The 13,956-nt window shown below is 62.2% G+C and carries 15 protein-coding genes and 1 tRNA gene; 3 read left to right on the top strand and 13 right to left on the bottom strand.

Annotation, left to right across the window (positions count from 1 at the left end; genetic code table 11):
• Positions 1–52 precede the first annotated feature (52 nt).
• The 3 genes from U3654_RS06425 to U3654_RS06415 all read right to left on the bottom strand — a co-directional run bounded on the left by U3654_RS06425 (position 53) and on the right by U3654_RS06415 (position 3,500).
• Entirely contained in the window at positions 53–1,531 is a 1,479-nt protein-coding gene (locus U3654_RS06425; protein ID WP_324754515.1) for a carboxypeptidase M32, read from the bottom strand.
• Between the two features lie 2 nt (positions 1,532–1,533).
• Complete coding sequence (ctaA, locus tag U3654_RS06420) at positions 1,534–2,676, bottom strand: heme A synthase (protein ID WP_324754514.1); 1,143 nt, start codon at positions 2,674–2,676, stop codon at positions 1,534–1,536.
• A 68-nt stretch (positions 2,677–2,744) separates the two neighbouring features.
• Complete coding sequence (locus U3654_RS06415; RefSeq protein WP_324754513.1) at positions 2,745–3,500, bottom strand: RNA methyltransferase; 756 nt, start codon at positions 3,498–3,500, stop codon at positions 2,745–2,747.
• A 171-nt stretch (positions 3,501–3,671) separates the two neighbouring features.
• Here U3654_RS06415 and U3654_RS06410 point away from each other — a divergent pair, with 171 nt between their 5' ends.
• Positions 3,672–4,292, top strand: coding sequence for a thiamine phosphate synthase (locus U3654_RS06410; protein WP_324754512.1), 621 nt, complete (start codon positions 3,672–3,674; stop codon positions 4,290–4,292).
• 19 nt (positions 4,293–4,311) lie between these two features.
• Here the strand turns inward: U3654_RS06410 and U3654_RS06405 are convergent, their stop codons facing one another.
• The 3 genes from U3654_RS06405 to U3654_RS06395 all read right to left on the bottom strand — a co-directional run bounded on the left by U3654_RS06405 (position 4,312) and on the right by U3654_RS06395 (position 6,264).
• Positions 4,312–5,145, bottom strand: a complete 834-nt coding sequence (locus U3654_RS06405; RefSeq protein ID WP_324754511.1) for a lysophospholipid acyltransferase family protein — start codon at positions 5,143–5,145, stop codon at positions 4,312–4,314.
• Positions 5,142–5,939, bottom strand: coding sequence for a GNAT family N-acetyltransferase (locus U3654_RS06400; RefSeq protein ID WP_324754510.1), 798 nt, complete (start codon positions 5,937–5,939; stop codon positions 5,142–5,144). Before U3654_RS06400 ends, U3654_RS06405 begins: the two co-directional genes overlap by 4 nt.
• Before the next feature lie 139 nt (positions 5,940–6,078).
• Positions 6,079–6,264, bottom strand: a complete 186-nt coding sequence (locus tag U3654_RS06395) for a DUF3553 domain-containing protein (protein ID WP_324754509.1) — start codon at positions 6,262–6,264, stop codon at positions 6,079–6,081.
• A gap of 27 nt (positions 6,265–6,291) precedes the next feature.
• On the opposite strand from U3654_RS06395, the gene U3654_RS06390 reads away from it, so the two are divergent.
• Entirely contained in the window at positions 6,292–6,891 is a 600-nt protein-coding gene (locus U3654_RS06390; protein WP_324754508.1) for a histidine phosphotransferase family protein, read from the top strand.
• A 116-nt stretch (positions 6,892–7,007) separates the two neighbouring features.
• Here U3654_RS06390 and U3654_RS06385 read toward each other — a convergent pair whose 3' ends face one another.
• The 6 genes from U3654_RS06385 to U3654_RS06360 all read right to left on the bottom strand — a co-directional run bounded on the left by U3654_RS06385 (position 7,008) and on the right by U3654_RS06360 (position 12,381).
• Entirely contained in the window at positions 7,008–8,273 is a 1,266-nt protein-coding gene (locus U3654_RS06385; RefSeq protein ID WP_324754507.1) for a glutamate-5-semialdehyde dehydrogenase, read from the bottom strand.
• 63 nt (positions 8,274–8,336) lie between these two features.
• Entirely contained in the window at positions 8,337–9,443 is a 1,107-nt protein-coding gene (proB, locus tag U3654_RS06380; protein ID WP_324754506.1) for a glutamate 5-kinase, read from the bottom strand.
• Positions 9,431–10,471 carry a GTPase ObgE gene (gene obgE / locus U3654_RS06375; protein ID WP_324754505.1) on the bottom strand — a complete coding sequence of 347 codons (1,041 nt, stop codon included), beginning with the start codon at positions 10,469–10,471 and terminating at the stop codon, positions 9,431–9,433. The genes proB and obgE overlap by 13 nt, the downstream gene beginning before the upstream one ends.
• A 69-nt stretch (positions 10,472–10,540) precedes the next feature.
• A complete protein-coding gene (locus U3654_RS06370) occupies positions 10,541–11,080 on the bottom strand; it encodes a GNAT family N-acetyltransferase (RefSeq protein WP_324754504.1) in 540 nt (179 codons plus the stop codon).
• A gap of 297 nt (positions 11,081–11,377) precedes the next feature.
• Positions 11,378–11,647 (bottom strand): 50S ribosomal protein L27, encoded by a 270-nt coding sequence (rpmA, locus tag U3654_RS06365; RefSeq protein ID WP_324754503.1) that lies wholly within the window; start codon positions 11,645–11,647, stop codon positions 11,378–11,380.
• Between the two features lie 11 nt (positions 11,648–11,658).
• On the bottom strand, positions 11,659–12,381 hold the full coding sequence (locus U3654_RS06360) for a 50S ribosomal protein L21 (RefSeq protein ID WP_324754502.1): 723 nt from the start codon (positions 12,379–12,381) through the stop codon (positions 11,659–11,661).
• Positions 12,382–12,704: 323 nt separating this feature from the next.
• Here U3654_RS06360 and U3654_RS06355 point away from each other — a divergent pair.
• Positions 12,705–12,794, top strand: a tRNA-Ser gene (locus U3654_RS06355).
• Positions 12,795–12,889: 95 nt separating this feature from the next.
• On the opposite strand, the gene U3654_RS06350 is transcribed toward U3654_RS06355, so the two are convergent.
• A complete protein-coding gene (locus U3654_RS06350) occupies positions 12,890–13,789 on the bottom strand; it encodes a hypothetical protein (protein ID WP_324754501.1) in 900 nt (299 codons plus the stop codon).
• Positions 13,790–13,956 lie beyond the last annotated feature (167 nt).

Here is a 13,956-nt window from a genome sequence, read left to right as displayed (position 1 = left end):
TTGTGCGCTTTCCCTGATGCGGGGGAAACCCAAACCGCTTTGAGGGCTACCCTTACCCAGCCGGATAGAGATCGCGGAACTTTTCGGTCAGATAATTCATCAGCGGTGCCTCTGTCGGCTCAAATCCGCAAGCGCGGGTAATCAGCTCGCGTGGGGTATATAGCCCGCCATGCTGCTGCACGTTCTCGCGCAGCCAGCCCATCGCCTGACTCAGATCACCCCTCCCCAGCTGGGTATCCAGATCCGGAACTGCCTTGCGCAGCGCCTCGGACAGGCACCCGGCATAGACGTTACCCAGTGAGTAAGTCGGAAAATAGCCAAAGAGGCCGACGGACCAATGCACGTCCTGAAGGCACCCTTGCGAGGCGCGCGGCACGGCGTAGCCGAAATCACGCAGGAACCGGTCGTTCCAGGCCCCTTCCAGATCGCCCGGCGCCAAATCGCCCGCTACCAGCGCCCGCTCAAGATCAAAGCGCATGAGTATGTGCAGGTTGTACTGCACCTCATCCGCCTCAGTGCGAATGAATCCACGATGCAGGCTGTTGACGTTCGCATAGAGCGCATCGGCGCTATCAATGCCGAAATCGCCAAAGGCGTCCTTCATCTGGCCATAGAGCCAGCCAGTAAAGGCGCGGCTGCGCCCCAACTGGTTCTCGACGATGCGGCTCTGACTTTCGTGAACGCCCATCGACACACCCTTGCCCAGTGGCGTCAGGGCATAGGCGGCGTCGATGGATTGCTCGTAGATCGCATGGCCGGACTCGTGCATGGTCGCATAGATGCAGTTGAACGGATCATGGTCGCTGGTGCGCGTGGTGATGCGCACATCGTCGCCCGACCCGCTGGAGAAGGGATGCACCGCCTTGTCGATGCGCCCACGCGCCATGTCATAACCGCACACCTTGGCCAATTGGCGCGCCAGCCGCATCTGCGCCTGCGCATCGAACTGCCCAGAGACCTTAGGCGCTGCTGCGCCGTTCAGCGCCGCCTCGCGCAGGGCAATGAGTCCGGGGCGCAGGGCGGTGAACATCGATTCCAGATCGGTGGCCTTTGCGCCCGGCTCGTAATCGTCGAGCATCGCGTCATAGACGTCGCCGCCATCGGCCAGCGCCGCGCCCTCCTCAAGCCTGAGGGCCACGACCTCGGCCAAGACGGGGGCGAAAGCGGAGAAATCGTCGTTTTCGCGCGCCTCGGCCCAGCGGCCTTGGCTAAGCGCGGTCAGACGCGCCAGTGCAGTGGCCAGATCGCCCGGCACGCGCTGAGTGCGCTCATAGCTGCGGCGGATATGGCGCAATTGCGCCTCGCCAACCTGATCCAGCGTCTCTTGCTCTGCCGCGTCCAACCAGTCGCCGATCCGCGAATCGGTGCGACACGCATGCAAGACAGCCTGAAGCGCGCCAGCCTCTTCGGAACGCTGCGCCGCTGCACCGCGCGGCATCATCGTCTCGCGGTCCCAGCTAAGGCGCCCCGCGATCTGCGCCAGCGCCTCGGTCTGGCGCTGGAACGCCATCAGATCGTCGAATGCAGCCATAGTCACTTACCTCTAACAGATTGCGCTGCCGGATAGCCGGCGTGAAAGCGCGCACGTATAATCATTACCCAGACGATAACCGCCAAGAACTGGTGCAGGATCGCCACCTGCCAAGGCGCGCCCAGTACCACGGTCACGATCCCCAGCCCTATTTGTGCCAGCACAGCACAGAACGCCAGCGTAAAAGCCGACCGCGTCGCGACATGCGCGCTGCGCCGTCCGCGTATGAGTGCCATGATGGAAAACGCCAATAGCGCATAGCCGACGAGCCGATGAATGAACTGAACCGTGCCGGGGTTCTCGAAAAAGTTGCGCCACCACGGCTCGATCACCATCATCTGCGGCGGCCAGAACCCGCCGCCCATCAGCGGCCATTCAGTATAGCTGCGACCGGCGTCGATACCGGCAACCAGCGCGCCGATGAGTATTTGAAGAAACGTGAAATGCATCCACCCCGTGCCCAGCCCGAACAGGCGCGCCTCGCGTGCGCGCCGGGCCTGCATGATTTCACGCTCGGGCCGCGACAGCAGCAGCACATACCACGTGATAAAACCGAGGATGACGAAGGCCAGCCCCAGATGCACTGCCAACCGATAGGAGGCGACATCTGTCCGCTCCCCGCCCAGTCCAGAATAGACCATCCACCAGCCCACCGCGCCCTGCGCCCCACCAAGCGCGCCAAGCAATAGCAATCGCCCGATCCAGCCCGCCGGAATCTGTCGCGCGGCAAGGAAACCAAAGAAGCCGATGGCCCAGACCAGTCCGATGACGCGGCCCAGCTGCCTGTGGCCCCACTCCCACCAGTAGATCACCTTGAAATCCTCGAGGGTCATCCAAGCGTTCTGGATCTGAGCTTCGGGGATCGCCTGATAGCGCGTGAATTCGGCCTGCCAGTCAGCGGCGTTCAGCGGTGGGATCGCCCCGGTCAGGGGGCGCCATTCGGTGATCGACAGGCCGCTATCGGTCAGCCGCGTCAGGCCTCCGACGGCGATCATCACCACGACCAGCACAAAGAGCAGTATCAGCCACAAACGGATGCCCCGCCGCGCGCCGCGCCGACCCTCATCAATCATGCCGCCGCGAGGCTGGACACGCTCTGCGCCGGGGGCGTCAACCTCCTGAAAAATGCTGCGTTTTTCAGCCATTCTTGTCGCTCCTCGGATCGCATGCCATCTCGCTTGTCGGCGCACAGTAATGCGCGCACCCCGCCCCTTCAACCATCGCCGCCCCCGCGATCCTTCCAGCGGACCATCTGCCGCATGATCCCGTGCAAGAGGCGCGCGTCGGCCTGCGTCAGCGGCATCCTGCTCCAGAAATTGCGCAAGGTCTGGCGCATGCTGGCCGCCTTGTGTTCGGGGTAGAAGAACGCGGCCTCGTTCATGCGCTCCTCATAATGCGCGGCCAACGCCTCGACCTCGGTGTGGTCGGCCCAGACGGTATTGTGCATATGCACCTGCCCTTCGGGCACCAAGGCCGAGGCGCGGCGCCACTCATAGGCGGTCAGCAGAACGCATTGGGCGAGGTTCAGGCTGGGAAATTCTGGATTGATCGGCACCGTGATGATCGCATTCGCCCGGGCAACGTCGTCGTTTTCCAGCCCTGAGCGCTCGGGCCCGAACAGGACGGCCACCTTCTGTCCCTCGCCGATCCGGCGCGCGGCATCGCGCATCGCCTCTTCTGGGCTGAGTATCGGCTTGGTCAGTTCGCGCCCGCGAACAGTGGTTGCATAGACATAATGACAGTCGGCCAGCGCGCCGGGCAGATCATCGACCAACAGCGCCTCGTCCAGAAGGCGCCCGGCCCCGCTGGCCATCGCCACTGCGTTCGGATTGGGCCAGCCGTCGCGCGGCGCAACAATCCGCATCCGGTCCAGCCCGAAATTCCACATAGCGCGCGCCGACGCGCCGATATTCTCGCCCATCTGCGGGCGCACCAGCACAAAGGCGGGCTGGGGTCTGTCCGTTGGCATGATCGGTCCTCTCGCTCCGGCGCGTGATACCGTCCTGCCCCCGGCTTGAAAAGGCCAGTGCATCTTCTGGGCCTAATTATCCCGCCAGAGGTCTCCATACCCTGCGACCAGTGGCGTCGCCCGAAATCCTGCGCTATAGCAAGCGCCAAGCCAGACCGAGGAGCGCGACCCATGAGCGACCAAGAGCAGCCGCAGATCTACCTGATCACCCCGCCTGAGTTCGAGCTGGACCAGTTTCAGGACCGCCTCGCCGCCACGCTTGACGCGCACGAGGTCGCGTGCCTGCGCCTCGCGCTTGCCACCCATGACGAGGACCGGATCGCGCGCGCCGCCGATGCCTGCCGCGAAATCGCCCATGCCCGCGATGTGGCGATCGTGATCGACAGCCACATCGCGCTGGCCGAACGGATGGGCCTCGACGGGGTTCACCTGCTTGACGGCGCGCGATCGGTGCGCAAGGCGCGCAAGGCGCTGGGGGCGGACGCCATCATCGGCGCGTTCTGCGCCCAATCGCGTCACGAGGGCTTGGGCGCAGGCGAGGCGGGCGCCGATTACGTCGCTTTCGGCCCGGCAGGCGCCAACACGCTTGGCGACGGGGCACAGGTCGAAACCGAGCTGTTTCAGTGGTGGTCCGAAGTGATCGAAATTCCGGTCGTTGCCGAAGGCGCGCTGGACGCGGCCCTGATCGCGCAACTTGCGCCGATCACCGACTTCTTTGGTATCGGGGATGAGATCTGGGGCCATGATGATCCCGCCGCCGCCCTCGGTGATCTGATCCGCGCGATGGGCTGACGCCCCTAAGCCCCGCCTCTCAGCCCCGTCTCTCGGGCGGCATGGCGGCGCGCACGATATGCTCGGCCTCTATGGCCAGCGTCTTGCGGTTGTCAAAATCGGCGACCTTGAGCGGCGCGTGATAGACCAGCTCGGCATGCCCGCCGCGCGGGGCCGCCAAGATGGCCAGGAAATGCGGCCCAAAATCCATGTCACCGAACCAACCGTAAAAGGCCGCATCCTGCCCCTCGGGCGCGCGGTAGATCACCGTCACCGGCTGGATGTAGGCGGTTTCCTTTAACCCGGGCGAAAAGAATGCCTGAAACAATGTCGGCTTGAACGTCAGCACCCGCAGCCCGTCGGTCGAGGTGCCTTCGGGAAAGAACAGCAATTGGTGCCCAGCGTTTAGCCGTGCCTCGAGCGCCGCGGTCTGGGCCTGCGCGTCGCGCGCCTCGCGCCGGATGAACAGCGTGCCGGCGGCGCGAGCCAGAAACCCAATGACAGGCCAGCCCGCCACTTCGGACTTGGAGATGAAAAACACTCGGTGCCGCGCGTTCAGCACAAAAATGTCCAGCCATGAGGCATGGTTTGCCACCACCGCGCCCGGCAAACTCATCGGTTCGCCACGCAGGGTCACGCGGATGTTTAGGATGATCAGACACGCGCGAAAAAACGCCCGTACGATATAGGGTGATACCGGACGTCCTAGTCCACACAAGGGCCTCTCGACCGCGCGCACCAGCAAAAGCGCGCACAGCAAGACAGCGAGAACGCTCAGCAGGATCACCGTGCGAAGAACCACACGTAGCCAGCCCAGAAAACCGGACGGCGGCAGCACAGCCATGTCCGCACGAGGCCAGCTTGGCGCGCTCATCTCCCGGCTCCGGAATATAGCGCGCGCCTACTGGCGCTGAGCCGTGCGGTGTCCATGATCACGCACACATCGGTGGTGTTGAACGCGTGATCCACATAGGCCCCGTCGCCCACATAACCGCCAAGGCGCAAATAGGCCTTGATCAGCGGCGGGACTTGCAGCATCGCCGCGCGCCGGTCCAGTGCGTCCGGCGCAATCAAGTCCATCCGCTCGTGGCGCAGCGAACGCGCGCGCAGTTCTGGCGGTGCCAAATGGCGGTGATGCAGCAGCGACAGCGGCGCAGCCAGCGCGGCAGGGTCCGTACCGTGAAAGCTGGCGACACCGAAAAGCACGTCGATCCCGTAATCGCGCACATATCCCGCCAGCCCCTGCCACAGATGAAAAAGTGCCTCGCCGCCGCGATAGCGCGCATCGACGCAGGAGCGGCCCAGCTCCAGCAGGGTCCGGTTCGAGGCGCGCAGTGCACTCAAATCATATTCATTCTCAGAGTAGAATTGCCCAGCCCGCGCGGCCTGATCCGCGCGCAGCAGGCGGTAGACGCCGATCACCTGATCCGCCTCGCCGCCCGGCAGCGCGCGATCCAATAACAACAGGTGGTCGAACCACTCATCAAAGCGGTCCGCCTCAAGCGCAGCATCGTGATCGACCATCGGACCGCTGCCGCCCAACTCTTGCACGAACACACGGTATCGCAGCCGTTGCGCCGCGCGGATGTCGCCCGTGCCCGCCGCCAGGCGAACATGAAAGTCGGGATTGGTCCGGGCGCGGGGCGCGGCAGTGCTATCTGTGGGCATGGGGCCTCGGCAGCAGAATTTCAGAGCGGTTCTATGGCCCGCATCGGTCAAAGGCAACATCCCGCCTAAACAAGCGACTTATCGCCGGTACACGCTAGGGTTGCGCACGGGTATTTTGGGGTTAATCATTTGGTAACCATCATGAGGGATCAAGGACCGGCAGCAGCGCGACGCGGCTGGTATCTATGACCACCTTTCCAGTATCAGGGAAATTGACTGTGACCTTGCCCGCGATATTCGATTGGACCTGTCCCACGCCCCAATCCGGCTGGCTGGGGGCCTCGACCCTCATGCCGGGTTCCAAAAATGCTGCGAAATCGCTCATCTGTGCGCCTCTTTCGAAAGGATCGACATGACCCAGCCTAACCGCAATCTAAGCGCGCTGATAGGATCGCGTATCTGCCACGATCTGATCAGCCCGGTGGGTGCGATTTCCAACGGTCTCGAACTGATGGGCCTTGCGGGCGTGCCGGATGGACCCGAAATGGCGCTGGTTGCCGATAGTGCGGCCCATGCCAACGCGCGCCTGCGGTTTTTTCGCGTCGCATTCGGCCTCTCCAGCGACGGCCAAAGCATGTCCGAGCGCGAGATTCGCAGCGTCCTGGGTGACGTCTATACCGCCAAGGTCGTATGCGACTGGCAGGTCGACGGCCCCCTACCGCGCAAAATGGCGCAGGCGGCATTCCTAGCGCTGCTCTGCGGTGAGCAGGCAGCCCCCTTTGGCGGCACGGTGCGAATCGAAGGCAGCGCCGATGGTCTGCGTATTTCGGTCACGGCCGACCGGCTGGAACCAAGGGCCGAGCATTGGGCGTGGCTGACGGAACCAGAGGCGGGCGATCTGGACGATCTGCCCGCGTCGCAGGTGCAATTTGCGCTGCTGCCCAGCCTGCTGGCCGAAATCGGTCGCCGCGCCGAGGTCAGCATGAACGGCAGCGTCTCCCTTAGCTTTTAAAGCGTTTCGCCGTTAACCTAAGACATCGGATAAAGGCGAAACGCGCGCAACGCAGATATGTCGCGCGCGCGTTTCGCAAAAATCTGTGATTCAGGTTTTTCGCGAAACTCTTTAGATCAATCGCGCACCGCGCCATCACCCGTCACCAGATATTTAAAGCTGGTCAGCTGCGCCGCGCCCACCGGCCCGCGCGCGTGCAGCTTGCCGGTGGCGATACCGATCTCGGCGCCCATGCCGAACTCGCCCCCGTCCGCGAACTGGGTCGACGCATTATGCATCAGGATCGCGCTGTCGACCTGCGTCATGAAGGCCTGCGCGGCGGCGGGATCTTCGGTGATGATGCAATCGGTATGGTGCGAGCCGAATTCCTCAATATGACCGATGGCAAGACCCAGATCGCCCACAACGCGCGCGGCGATGATGCTGTCGAGATATTCGTGGCCCCAATCCTCTTCGCGCGCGGGCACGGTTCCCTCAATGGCGGCCAGTGTTTCGTCGGCGCGCACCTCGACGCCCGCCTTCAGCAGCGCGCGGATCAGATCGCTGCCGAGGCCGCCCACCAGATCGCGGTGGATCAGCAGACATTCGACAGCGCCGCAAATGCCCGTGCGCCGCGTCTTGGCGTTCAGCACCACGCGCATCGCCTTTTCCGCGTCCGCCGCAGCATCGACATAGATGTGCACGATCCCTTCCAAGTGGGCAAAGACCGGCACGCGGGCCTCACGCTGCACGAGGGCGACCAGTTCCTTGCCGCCGCGCGGCACGATAACGTCAATGCTGTCGGTCATGGTCAGCATCTCGTTTACCGCAGCGCGGTCGCGCGTCGGGACTAGCTGGATAGCCTCTTCGGGCAGGCCCGCCTCGCGCAAGCCCTGCTTGAGGCAGGCGTGAATGGCGCGGGAGCTGTGATAGCTTTCGGACCCGCCGCGCAGAATGACGGCGTTTCCGGCCTTGAGGCACAGCGCGCCTGCGTCCGCAGTCACATTCGGGCGGCTTTCATAAATGACGCCGACGACGCCGAGGGGCGTTCGTATCCGACGGATGTGGATGCCGCTGGGCTGAGACCATTCGGCCAGCACTTCGCCCACCGGGTCAGGTTGATCGGCGACAGCGCGCAAGCCGTCCGCGATGGCACGAATACGGCCCTCGTCCAGCATGAGCCGGTCGATCATCGCATCCGATAGACCCTTTTCGCGGGCAGCTGCCATATCCTTGGCGTTGGATTCAATGATCGCCGCGCGGCGAGCCCAGACGGCGTCGGCCGCGCCACGCAAGGCCATGTCCTTGCGATCACTTTCGGTGACCGCCAGTTCGGTCGCGGCGGCGCGCGCGCACGCACCCATCCGGGCCATGAGAGTGGGAATATCGTCGGTGTCGGGCATTGCATCGGCTCCTTGCCAGGTGGGCTTTGGGCCAGATGATTTCAGGCCGCTAATCTGGTGACGTCAGAACGCCATGTCGTCGCGGTGAATCAGCGCGGCGCGCGCAGGATAGCCCAGAACATCGCGAATGGCATCCGAGCGTAGACCTTTTATCCGGTCCGCGTCTGCCAGGTTATAGCGGGTCAGGCCAAGGCCCAGTCGCGCGCCGTCTTCGTCAATGATTTCAACGGGATCGCCGCGGCCGAACCTGCCCGAAACCGACGTGACTCCGGCAGGCAGCAGGCTGCTGCCCTGCTGAATGGCGCGCGCGGCGCCTGCATCAATGGTCAAACGGCCTTTGGCCTTCATCCCGCCGATCCATGCCTTGCGCAACTGTTGCGGGGTGCCTTGGGCGGTGAACCAGGTGGACGGCGCGCCGCTTTCGAGCGCGGCGAGCGGGCGCATCACCGATCCTTGGGTGATAGCCATGTCGCAACCCGCCGCCGTCGCCGTCTTGGCCGCCATCAGCTTGGTCTTCATCCCGCCCTTGCTGAGGCCCGAGGTCGCATCGCCTGCCATCGCCTCAATTTCGGGGGTAATGTCCGCGATGGTATCATAGCGATGCGCCGTGGCGTCCTCGGACGGATTGGCCGAGTAAAATCCGTCGACGTCGCTCAGCAGGATCAACTGATCCGCCCCTGCCGTCACTGCGACCTGCGCGGCGAGGCGGTCGTTGTCGCCATAACGGATTTCATCCGTGGCGATCGTGTCGTTCTCATTGACGATGGGCACCGCGCCAATGCGCAAGAGCTGCTCCAGCGTCGCGCGGGTATTGAGGTATCGTCGCCGGTCGGCGCTGTCCTCAAGCGTCAGCAGCACCTGCGCCGCAATCAGCCCGCGCGCCGCCAGCGCTGTGTCATAGGCACCCGCCAGCTGGATCTGCCCAACGGCGGCGGCGGCCTGTGACTGCTCCAGCGTCAGCGCGCCTGCAGGTAGCCTGAGCGTGCCGCGCCCCAGCGCGATGGAGCCGGACGACACCAGCACGACGTCGGTGCCGCGCGCGCGCAAGCGGGCGACGTCATCAGCCAGTCCCTCCAGCCAGTCGGCGCGCAGTGCGCCGGTGGCGCGGTCCACCAGCAAGGCCGAGCCGATTTTAACGACCAGTCGGCGTGCGTCCTTTAGGGCCGCCACGGCTCGGGCTCTTCTTCGTCCGCCTTTCGGTGGCGCAGACGGTCATCGTCGATCTCGCTGCGCAAGCTACGCAGAACGTCGGTGACGCCGTCACCCGAGACGCCCGACATGGTCATGACCGGGCCGCCGGATGCCCTTTCCAACGCTGCCTTGGCGTCGGCCAGTGCGTCCTCGTCCAGCGCGTCGATCTTGTTCAACACGGTCAGGCGGGGTTTGGATGCGAGGGGGCCGTCATAGGCCTCAATCTCGGTGATGATGGTCTGGTAATCTTCGGCCACAGTTTCCGACGTGCCATCCACGAGGTGCAAGAGGATCGCGCAGCGTTCGACATGGCCCAAGAACAGATCGCCCAGCCCCCTGCCCTCGCTCGCCCCGTCGATCAGACCCGGAATGTCGGCGACGACGAATTCCACGTTGTCCACTCCGACGACACCCAGATTGGGGTGCAGCGTGGTAAAGGGATAGTCCGCGATCTTGGGCCGTGCATTAGACGTGGCGGCCAGAAAGGTCGACTTGCCCGCATTGGGCAAACCCAAGAGGCCCACATCGGCAATCAGTTTCAACCGCAGCCAGATCGTGCGCTCGACTCCCTCCTGCCCCGGATTAGCGCGGCGCGGAGCCTGATTGGTCGAGGATTTGAAATGCAGGTTGCCAAAGCCGCCGTTGCCGCCGCGCGCCAGCTCTACGCGCTGGCCCAGCTCGGTCATGTCGGCGATCACCGTTTCCTGATCCTCGTCGAGGATCTCGGTTCCGACTGGCACGCGCAACACGATATCGGCGCCATCCTTGCCGGTGCGCTGACGCCCCATACCGGGCTGGCCGCTACGGGCAAAGAAATGCTGCTGATAGCGAAAGTCGATCAGGGTGTTCAGCCCGTCCACCGCCTCGGCAAAGACGGCGCCGCCATCGCCGCCGTCGCCGCCATCGGGTCCGCCGAATTCGATATACTTCTCACGGCGAAAGCTGACGCAACCGCCACCGCCGCCGCCGGAGCGGATATAGACCTTGGCCAGATCAAGAAATTTCATGGATCGGTCCCTGCATCAGCGGGCAAAGGCGCCCTCTGATGCCCTCCATACGCAAAGGCCGCGCCCGCCTCAATCCAGTTTTCGGCTGTAGGTCCAAGTTGGCACAGTGGTTCCGCGCGCAAGGCAAAAGGATTCGGCGTCGCCCAGATAGGTAAACCCGCAATTCGTAAGGACCCGCGCCGAGGCCGGATTGCCCTGCTGCACTGTTGCAAAGATGGTGCGGCACCGCTGGGGATTGGCCGCGACCAGCGCCGCCACCGCCGCCGATGCGACACCCGAATTCCAAAAGATGGGCGCGACCCAATATCCGATCTCAGACTGGCCTACGTCGAGGCGGGTCAGGCTGATCACGCCCATGACCTCACCCATATCCGCGCGCGTGCCGTCGATCGACCACGCGTCCTCAATCCGACCTTCGGCCATGCAGCGCGCAATGAACGCCTCGGTCATGCCGGGCGGCAGTGGGTGCGGAATAGACGACGTCGCCGCCGCTACGCGCAGATCGCTAGTATAAAGCGCCATCAGCCCGGCATCCGAGGGACGCACCGGGCGCAGATCATAGGCGCCCGCAACGATGCTGGGCTGTAGATTGGTTTGTATAAGGGTCATGGTAGTGCCCCTTTCCAGAAGCGCGGATATCCTGCATGGCAAGCGTTGCTGTACATTTCTTACCGAACATTTCGGCGCGGGCATGGCAGTGTTCGGGCGATACAGTGTCGTGGTGCACTGACGCTCTACAAGCGTCACTTAAGAGTTAACACTCGAAGGTTAAGAGTTAACACTCAAAGGTGATAAAAGTTGCACGCCGCCGATTTGGTCGGCACGCGGCACAAGAAAACCGCTCAATTCAAAAAGGGACCGGCGTTGACCGCCGATCCCCAGAATATCAACCCGTGGGGGTTTGGATTATTCGGCGGCGTCCTGCGTGGGCAGAACCGAAATGAACTTGCGTCCCTTAATTCCGGTGTGAAACTTCACATTGCCTTCGATGATCGCAAAGATCGTGTGATCCTTGCCCAGACCGACACCTTCGCCCGGCCACATCTTGGTGCCGCGCTGGCGCATGATGATGTTGCCGGGGATGACGGATTCGCCACCATATTTCTTGACGCCTAGGCGACGGCCCGCGCTGTCGCGACCGTTACGGGATGAACCGCCTGCTTTTTTATGTGCCATTTGGTCTCTCCTTAACCTTTGGTCAGTTCTTTGGCCTGATCGATCCAGCCTTCACGCTCGATCCGGCCCTTGAATGACAGTTTCTCGTCCATATCAGCTACGTCCGCTTCGGTCCATGCAGCGATTTGGGCAAAGCTGGTCACACCATTTTCGTGCAGCTTCTTCTCCAGCGCGGGACCAACGCCCGACAGCTGTTTCAGATCGTCACCGCCGGCAGCCTTCTTGGGCGCGGCTTTCTTGGGCGCGGCCTTGGGCGCGGCTTTTTTCTCAGCTGACTTCTCTTTGGCTTCGCCTTCGCTGACGCGCTTCTTCATCTCGGCCTGCTGGCCCTTATTCTTAGCGTACTGGCCGTCCGAGACGACCTTGTCGCCCGAAACCGAGCCTGCACCGATTGCCGCCTTGACGCCCGACTTGTCCGCGCCCTTGCCCAAGATGTCCGTCACGCGCAGCAATGTCAGCTGCTGGCGGTGGCCCTTGGTGCGCTGCGAGCCATGCTTACGGCGGCGCTTGACGAAGTGGATGACTTTATCACCCTTGATCTGGTCAACAACTTCGGCCTGCACGCAGGCATCGCCAATGAGCGGCGCGCCAACGACAGGGCTGTCGCCGCCCAGCATCAGAATCTCGTTGAATTGAACCTTTTCGCCGGCCTCGGCGGCCAGCTTTTCGACACGCAGCATATCGCCGGACTGAACCCGATACTGCTTGCCCCCGGTTTTAAGAACCGCAAACATCTGTCTTTCCTTCACATTTCCGCGTCCGCCGGTCCCCTTTCGGGTGTTCGCGGCCAGATGGCCACCTTGGACAGCGCGCCTTTCAGGCGTCATAGAATTAAGACCCGGTGCAAGGCTCGCCCCTGCCGGGATGGGGGCTTATCGGGCGACAGGTCCCTCAAGTCAAGCAGGTTTTGCCCGTTGCGCCACCCAACCGCGACACGCCAGAATACCCGCGAATTTGTCCGTGCGGCGCGGCTTTATTACGATTTCGCCCTGAATTTCCGCCCCCCCCCTTGCGAGCCCTTGCAATCCATTCTAGGACGCCCCCACCAGACCCCCGCGGAGAGGTGCCGGAGTGGTCGAACGGGGCGGTCTCGAAAACCGTTGAGGGTGCAAGCCTTCCCAGGGTTCGAATCCCTGTCTCTCCGCCACTTGCCATTGATTTCATTGTGAAATTTGGCAAAGTTCGAAGCCTACTAATATTCTACTACAATATTTGCGCCAGTTATCTCCGAAAGAAACTGCGCTAGGGATGATTGTCCCAACTGCATTGAGCGCATTGTTCAAAGTATGCCCCGTCAGGTTCAATCGCCCTATCATACCATGTTCGCATGTTGCGCGACGCGCAGTTTGGACATTGCTGGACGCGATCTATCCTTTCACGGCCCAAAAGCTGGACGTAATGCTTAATGATAGCTTCGACGGCGTCTCCCGCCACAAGTGCCGAACTTTGACCGGCATTGCGATGATGCGTTAGCCAATTGACGAGCGGCCAAGCTTTTTCGACGACTGCCTTAAGATACGCACGAAGTTCGGCGTTACGCGCGCCCGGCAACAAGTGATGGGCAAATAATTTGTTCCACTCCACTACTGCCGCATCTTTTGGGCGGTCCTCAAACTCTACGTCACTAAGATGCCGTCGAACGGTTCCAACCAATGTCACTAGGCATTCGCGAAGCTGCATTCCTACCGCTTGATAGTCGACTGCTTCAATTGCGCGTTCCAAGAGTTCACATGCCTGCTCGTGCCTGCGGAAAACTTCGTCAAACGGGGTTTCGAAGCCTTCACCGCCATCGCGAGACCTACTCATGACGCGCGTCATTAGACCAATATGAAACGAAAGCGTGTAGTCTAAGCTCGGGAAATGCCGTTGCGAATACAAGTTGGTTGGATTCGTAATAACCCACCAGCGTTCTTTGTCTGTCACTACATCCCACATTTCATATGGTGTTCCCAAAACAAATTCTGTCTTGATACGCTCAACGTTCATTACTTCTTCGTCGGGCGCTTGACCGTTAATGTAGTTTGCAACGTCCTGTTCGGCGTAATAATCGCGCACTGGACTATAGCGACCAAGTTGATCAGCAGGAAGCGGATGATCCGGCGGCAAAGTGCATTCAGAGTCTTCTTCTTTTCCATCAGTCATTGCTACTAGCCTTCAAGATTTTTCAGGTCGCTATGCAACCAAACATGACGACTATGCGGTTTGGCAACAACCAAAAATGCCGCCCCCGAAGGGACGGCAGTTGGGCACTCTTGCGGAGTTCGTTAAGGGTGTTCGCACAGCCCTGCGACAGTTGCTCGTTAGTCAGA

The sequence above is a fragment of the Roseovarius sp. Pro17 genome (assembly GCF_035599575.1).
Lineage (GTDB): Bacteria > Pseudomonadota > Alphaproteobacteria > Rhodobacterales > Rhodobacteraceae > Roseovarius.
Note: the sequence above shows the minus strand (reverse complement) of the source record. Positions and strands in the feature narration are given on the sequence as shown.

What these genes read in the sequence shown, in the direction of transcription:
- obgE (WP_324754505.1), bottom strand. Translation starts at nt 10,471, where the DNA reads ATGAAATTTCTTGATCTGGCCAAGGTCTATATCCGCTCCGGCGGCGGC.
- U3654_RS06415 (WP_324754513.1), bottom strand. Translation starts at nt 3,500, where the DNA reads ATGCCAACGGACAGACCCCAGCCCGCCTTTGTGCTGGTGCGCCCGCAG.
- U3654_RS06360 (WP_324754502.1), bottom strand. Translation starts at nt 12,381, where the DNA reads ATGTTTGCGGTTCTTAAAACCGGGGGCAAGCAGTATCGGGTTCAGTCC.
- U3654_RS06425 (WP_324754515.1), bottom strand. Translation starts at nt 1,531, where the DNA reads ATGGCTGCATTCGACGATCTGATGGCGTTCCAGCGCCAGACCGAGGCG.
- U3654_RS06400 (WP_324754510.1), bottom strand. Translation starts at nt 5,939, where the DNA reads ATGCCCACAGATAGCACTGCCGCGCCCCGCGCCCGGACCAATCCCGAC.
- U3654_RS06410 (WP_324754512.1), top strand. Translation starts at nt 3,672, where the DNA reads ATGAGCGACCAAGAGCAGCCGCAGATCTACCTGATCACCCCGCCTGAG.
- ctaA (WP_324754514.1), bottom strand. Translation starts at nt 2,676, where the DNA reads ATGGCTGAAAAACGCAGCATTTTTCAGGAGGTTGACGCCCCCGGCGCA.
- U3654_RS06385 (WP_324754507.1), bottom strand. Translation starts at nt 8,273, where the DNA reads ATGCCCGACACCGACGATATTCCCACTCTCATGGCCCGGATGGGTGCG.
- U3654_RS06370 (WP_324754504.1), bottom strand. Translation starts at nt 11,080, where the DNA reads ATGACCCTTATACAAACCAATCTACAGCCCAGCATCGTTGCGGGCGCC.
- U3654_RS06350 (WP_324754501.1), bottom strand. Translation starts at nt 13,789, where the DNA reads ATGACTGATGGAAAAGAAGAAGACTCTGAATGCACTTTGCCGCCGGAT.
- rpmA (WP_324754503.1), bottom strand. Translation starts at nt 11,647, where the DNA reads ATGGCACATAAAAAAGCAGGCGGTTCATCCCGTAACGGTCGCGACAGC.
- U3654_RS06405 (WP_324754511.1), bottom strand. Translation starts at nt 5,145, where the DNA reads ATGAGCGCGCCAAGCTGGCCTCGTGCGGACATGGCTGTGCTGCCGCCG.
- U3654_RS06395 (WP_324754509.1), bottom strand. Translation starts at nt 6,264, where the DNA reads ATGAGCGATTTCGCAGCATTTTTGGAACCCGGCATGAGGGTCGAGGCC.
- U3654_RS06390 (WP_324754508.1), top strand. Translation starts at nt 6,292, where the DNA reads ATGACCCAGCCTAACCGCAATCTAAGCGCGCTGATAGGATCGCGTATC.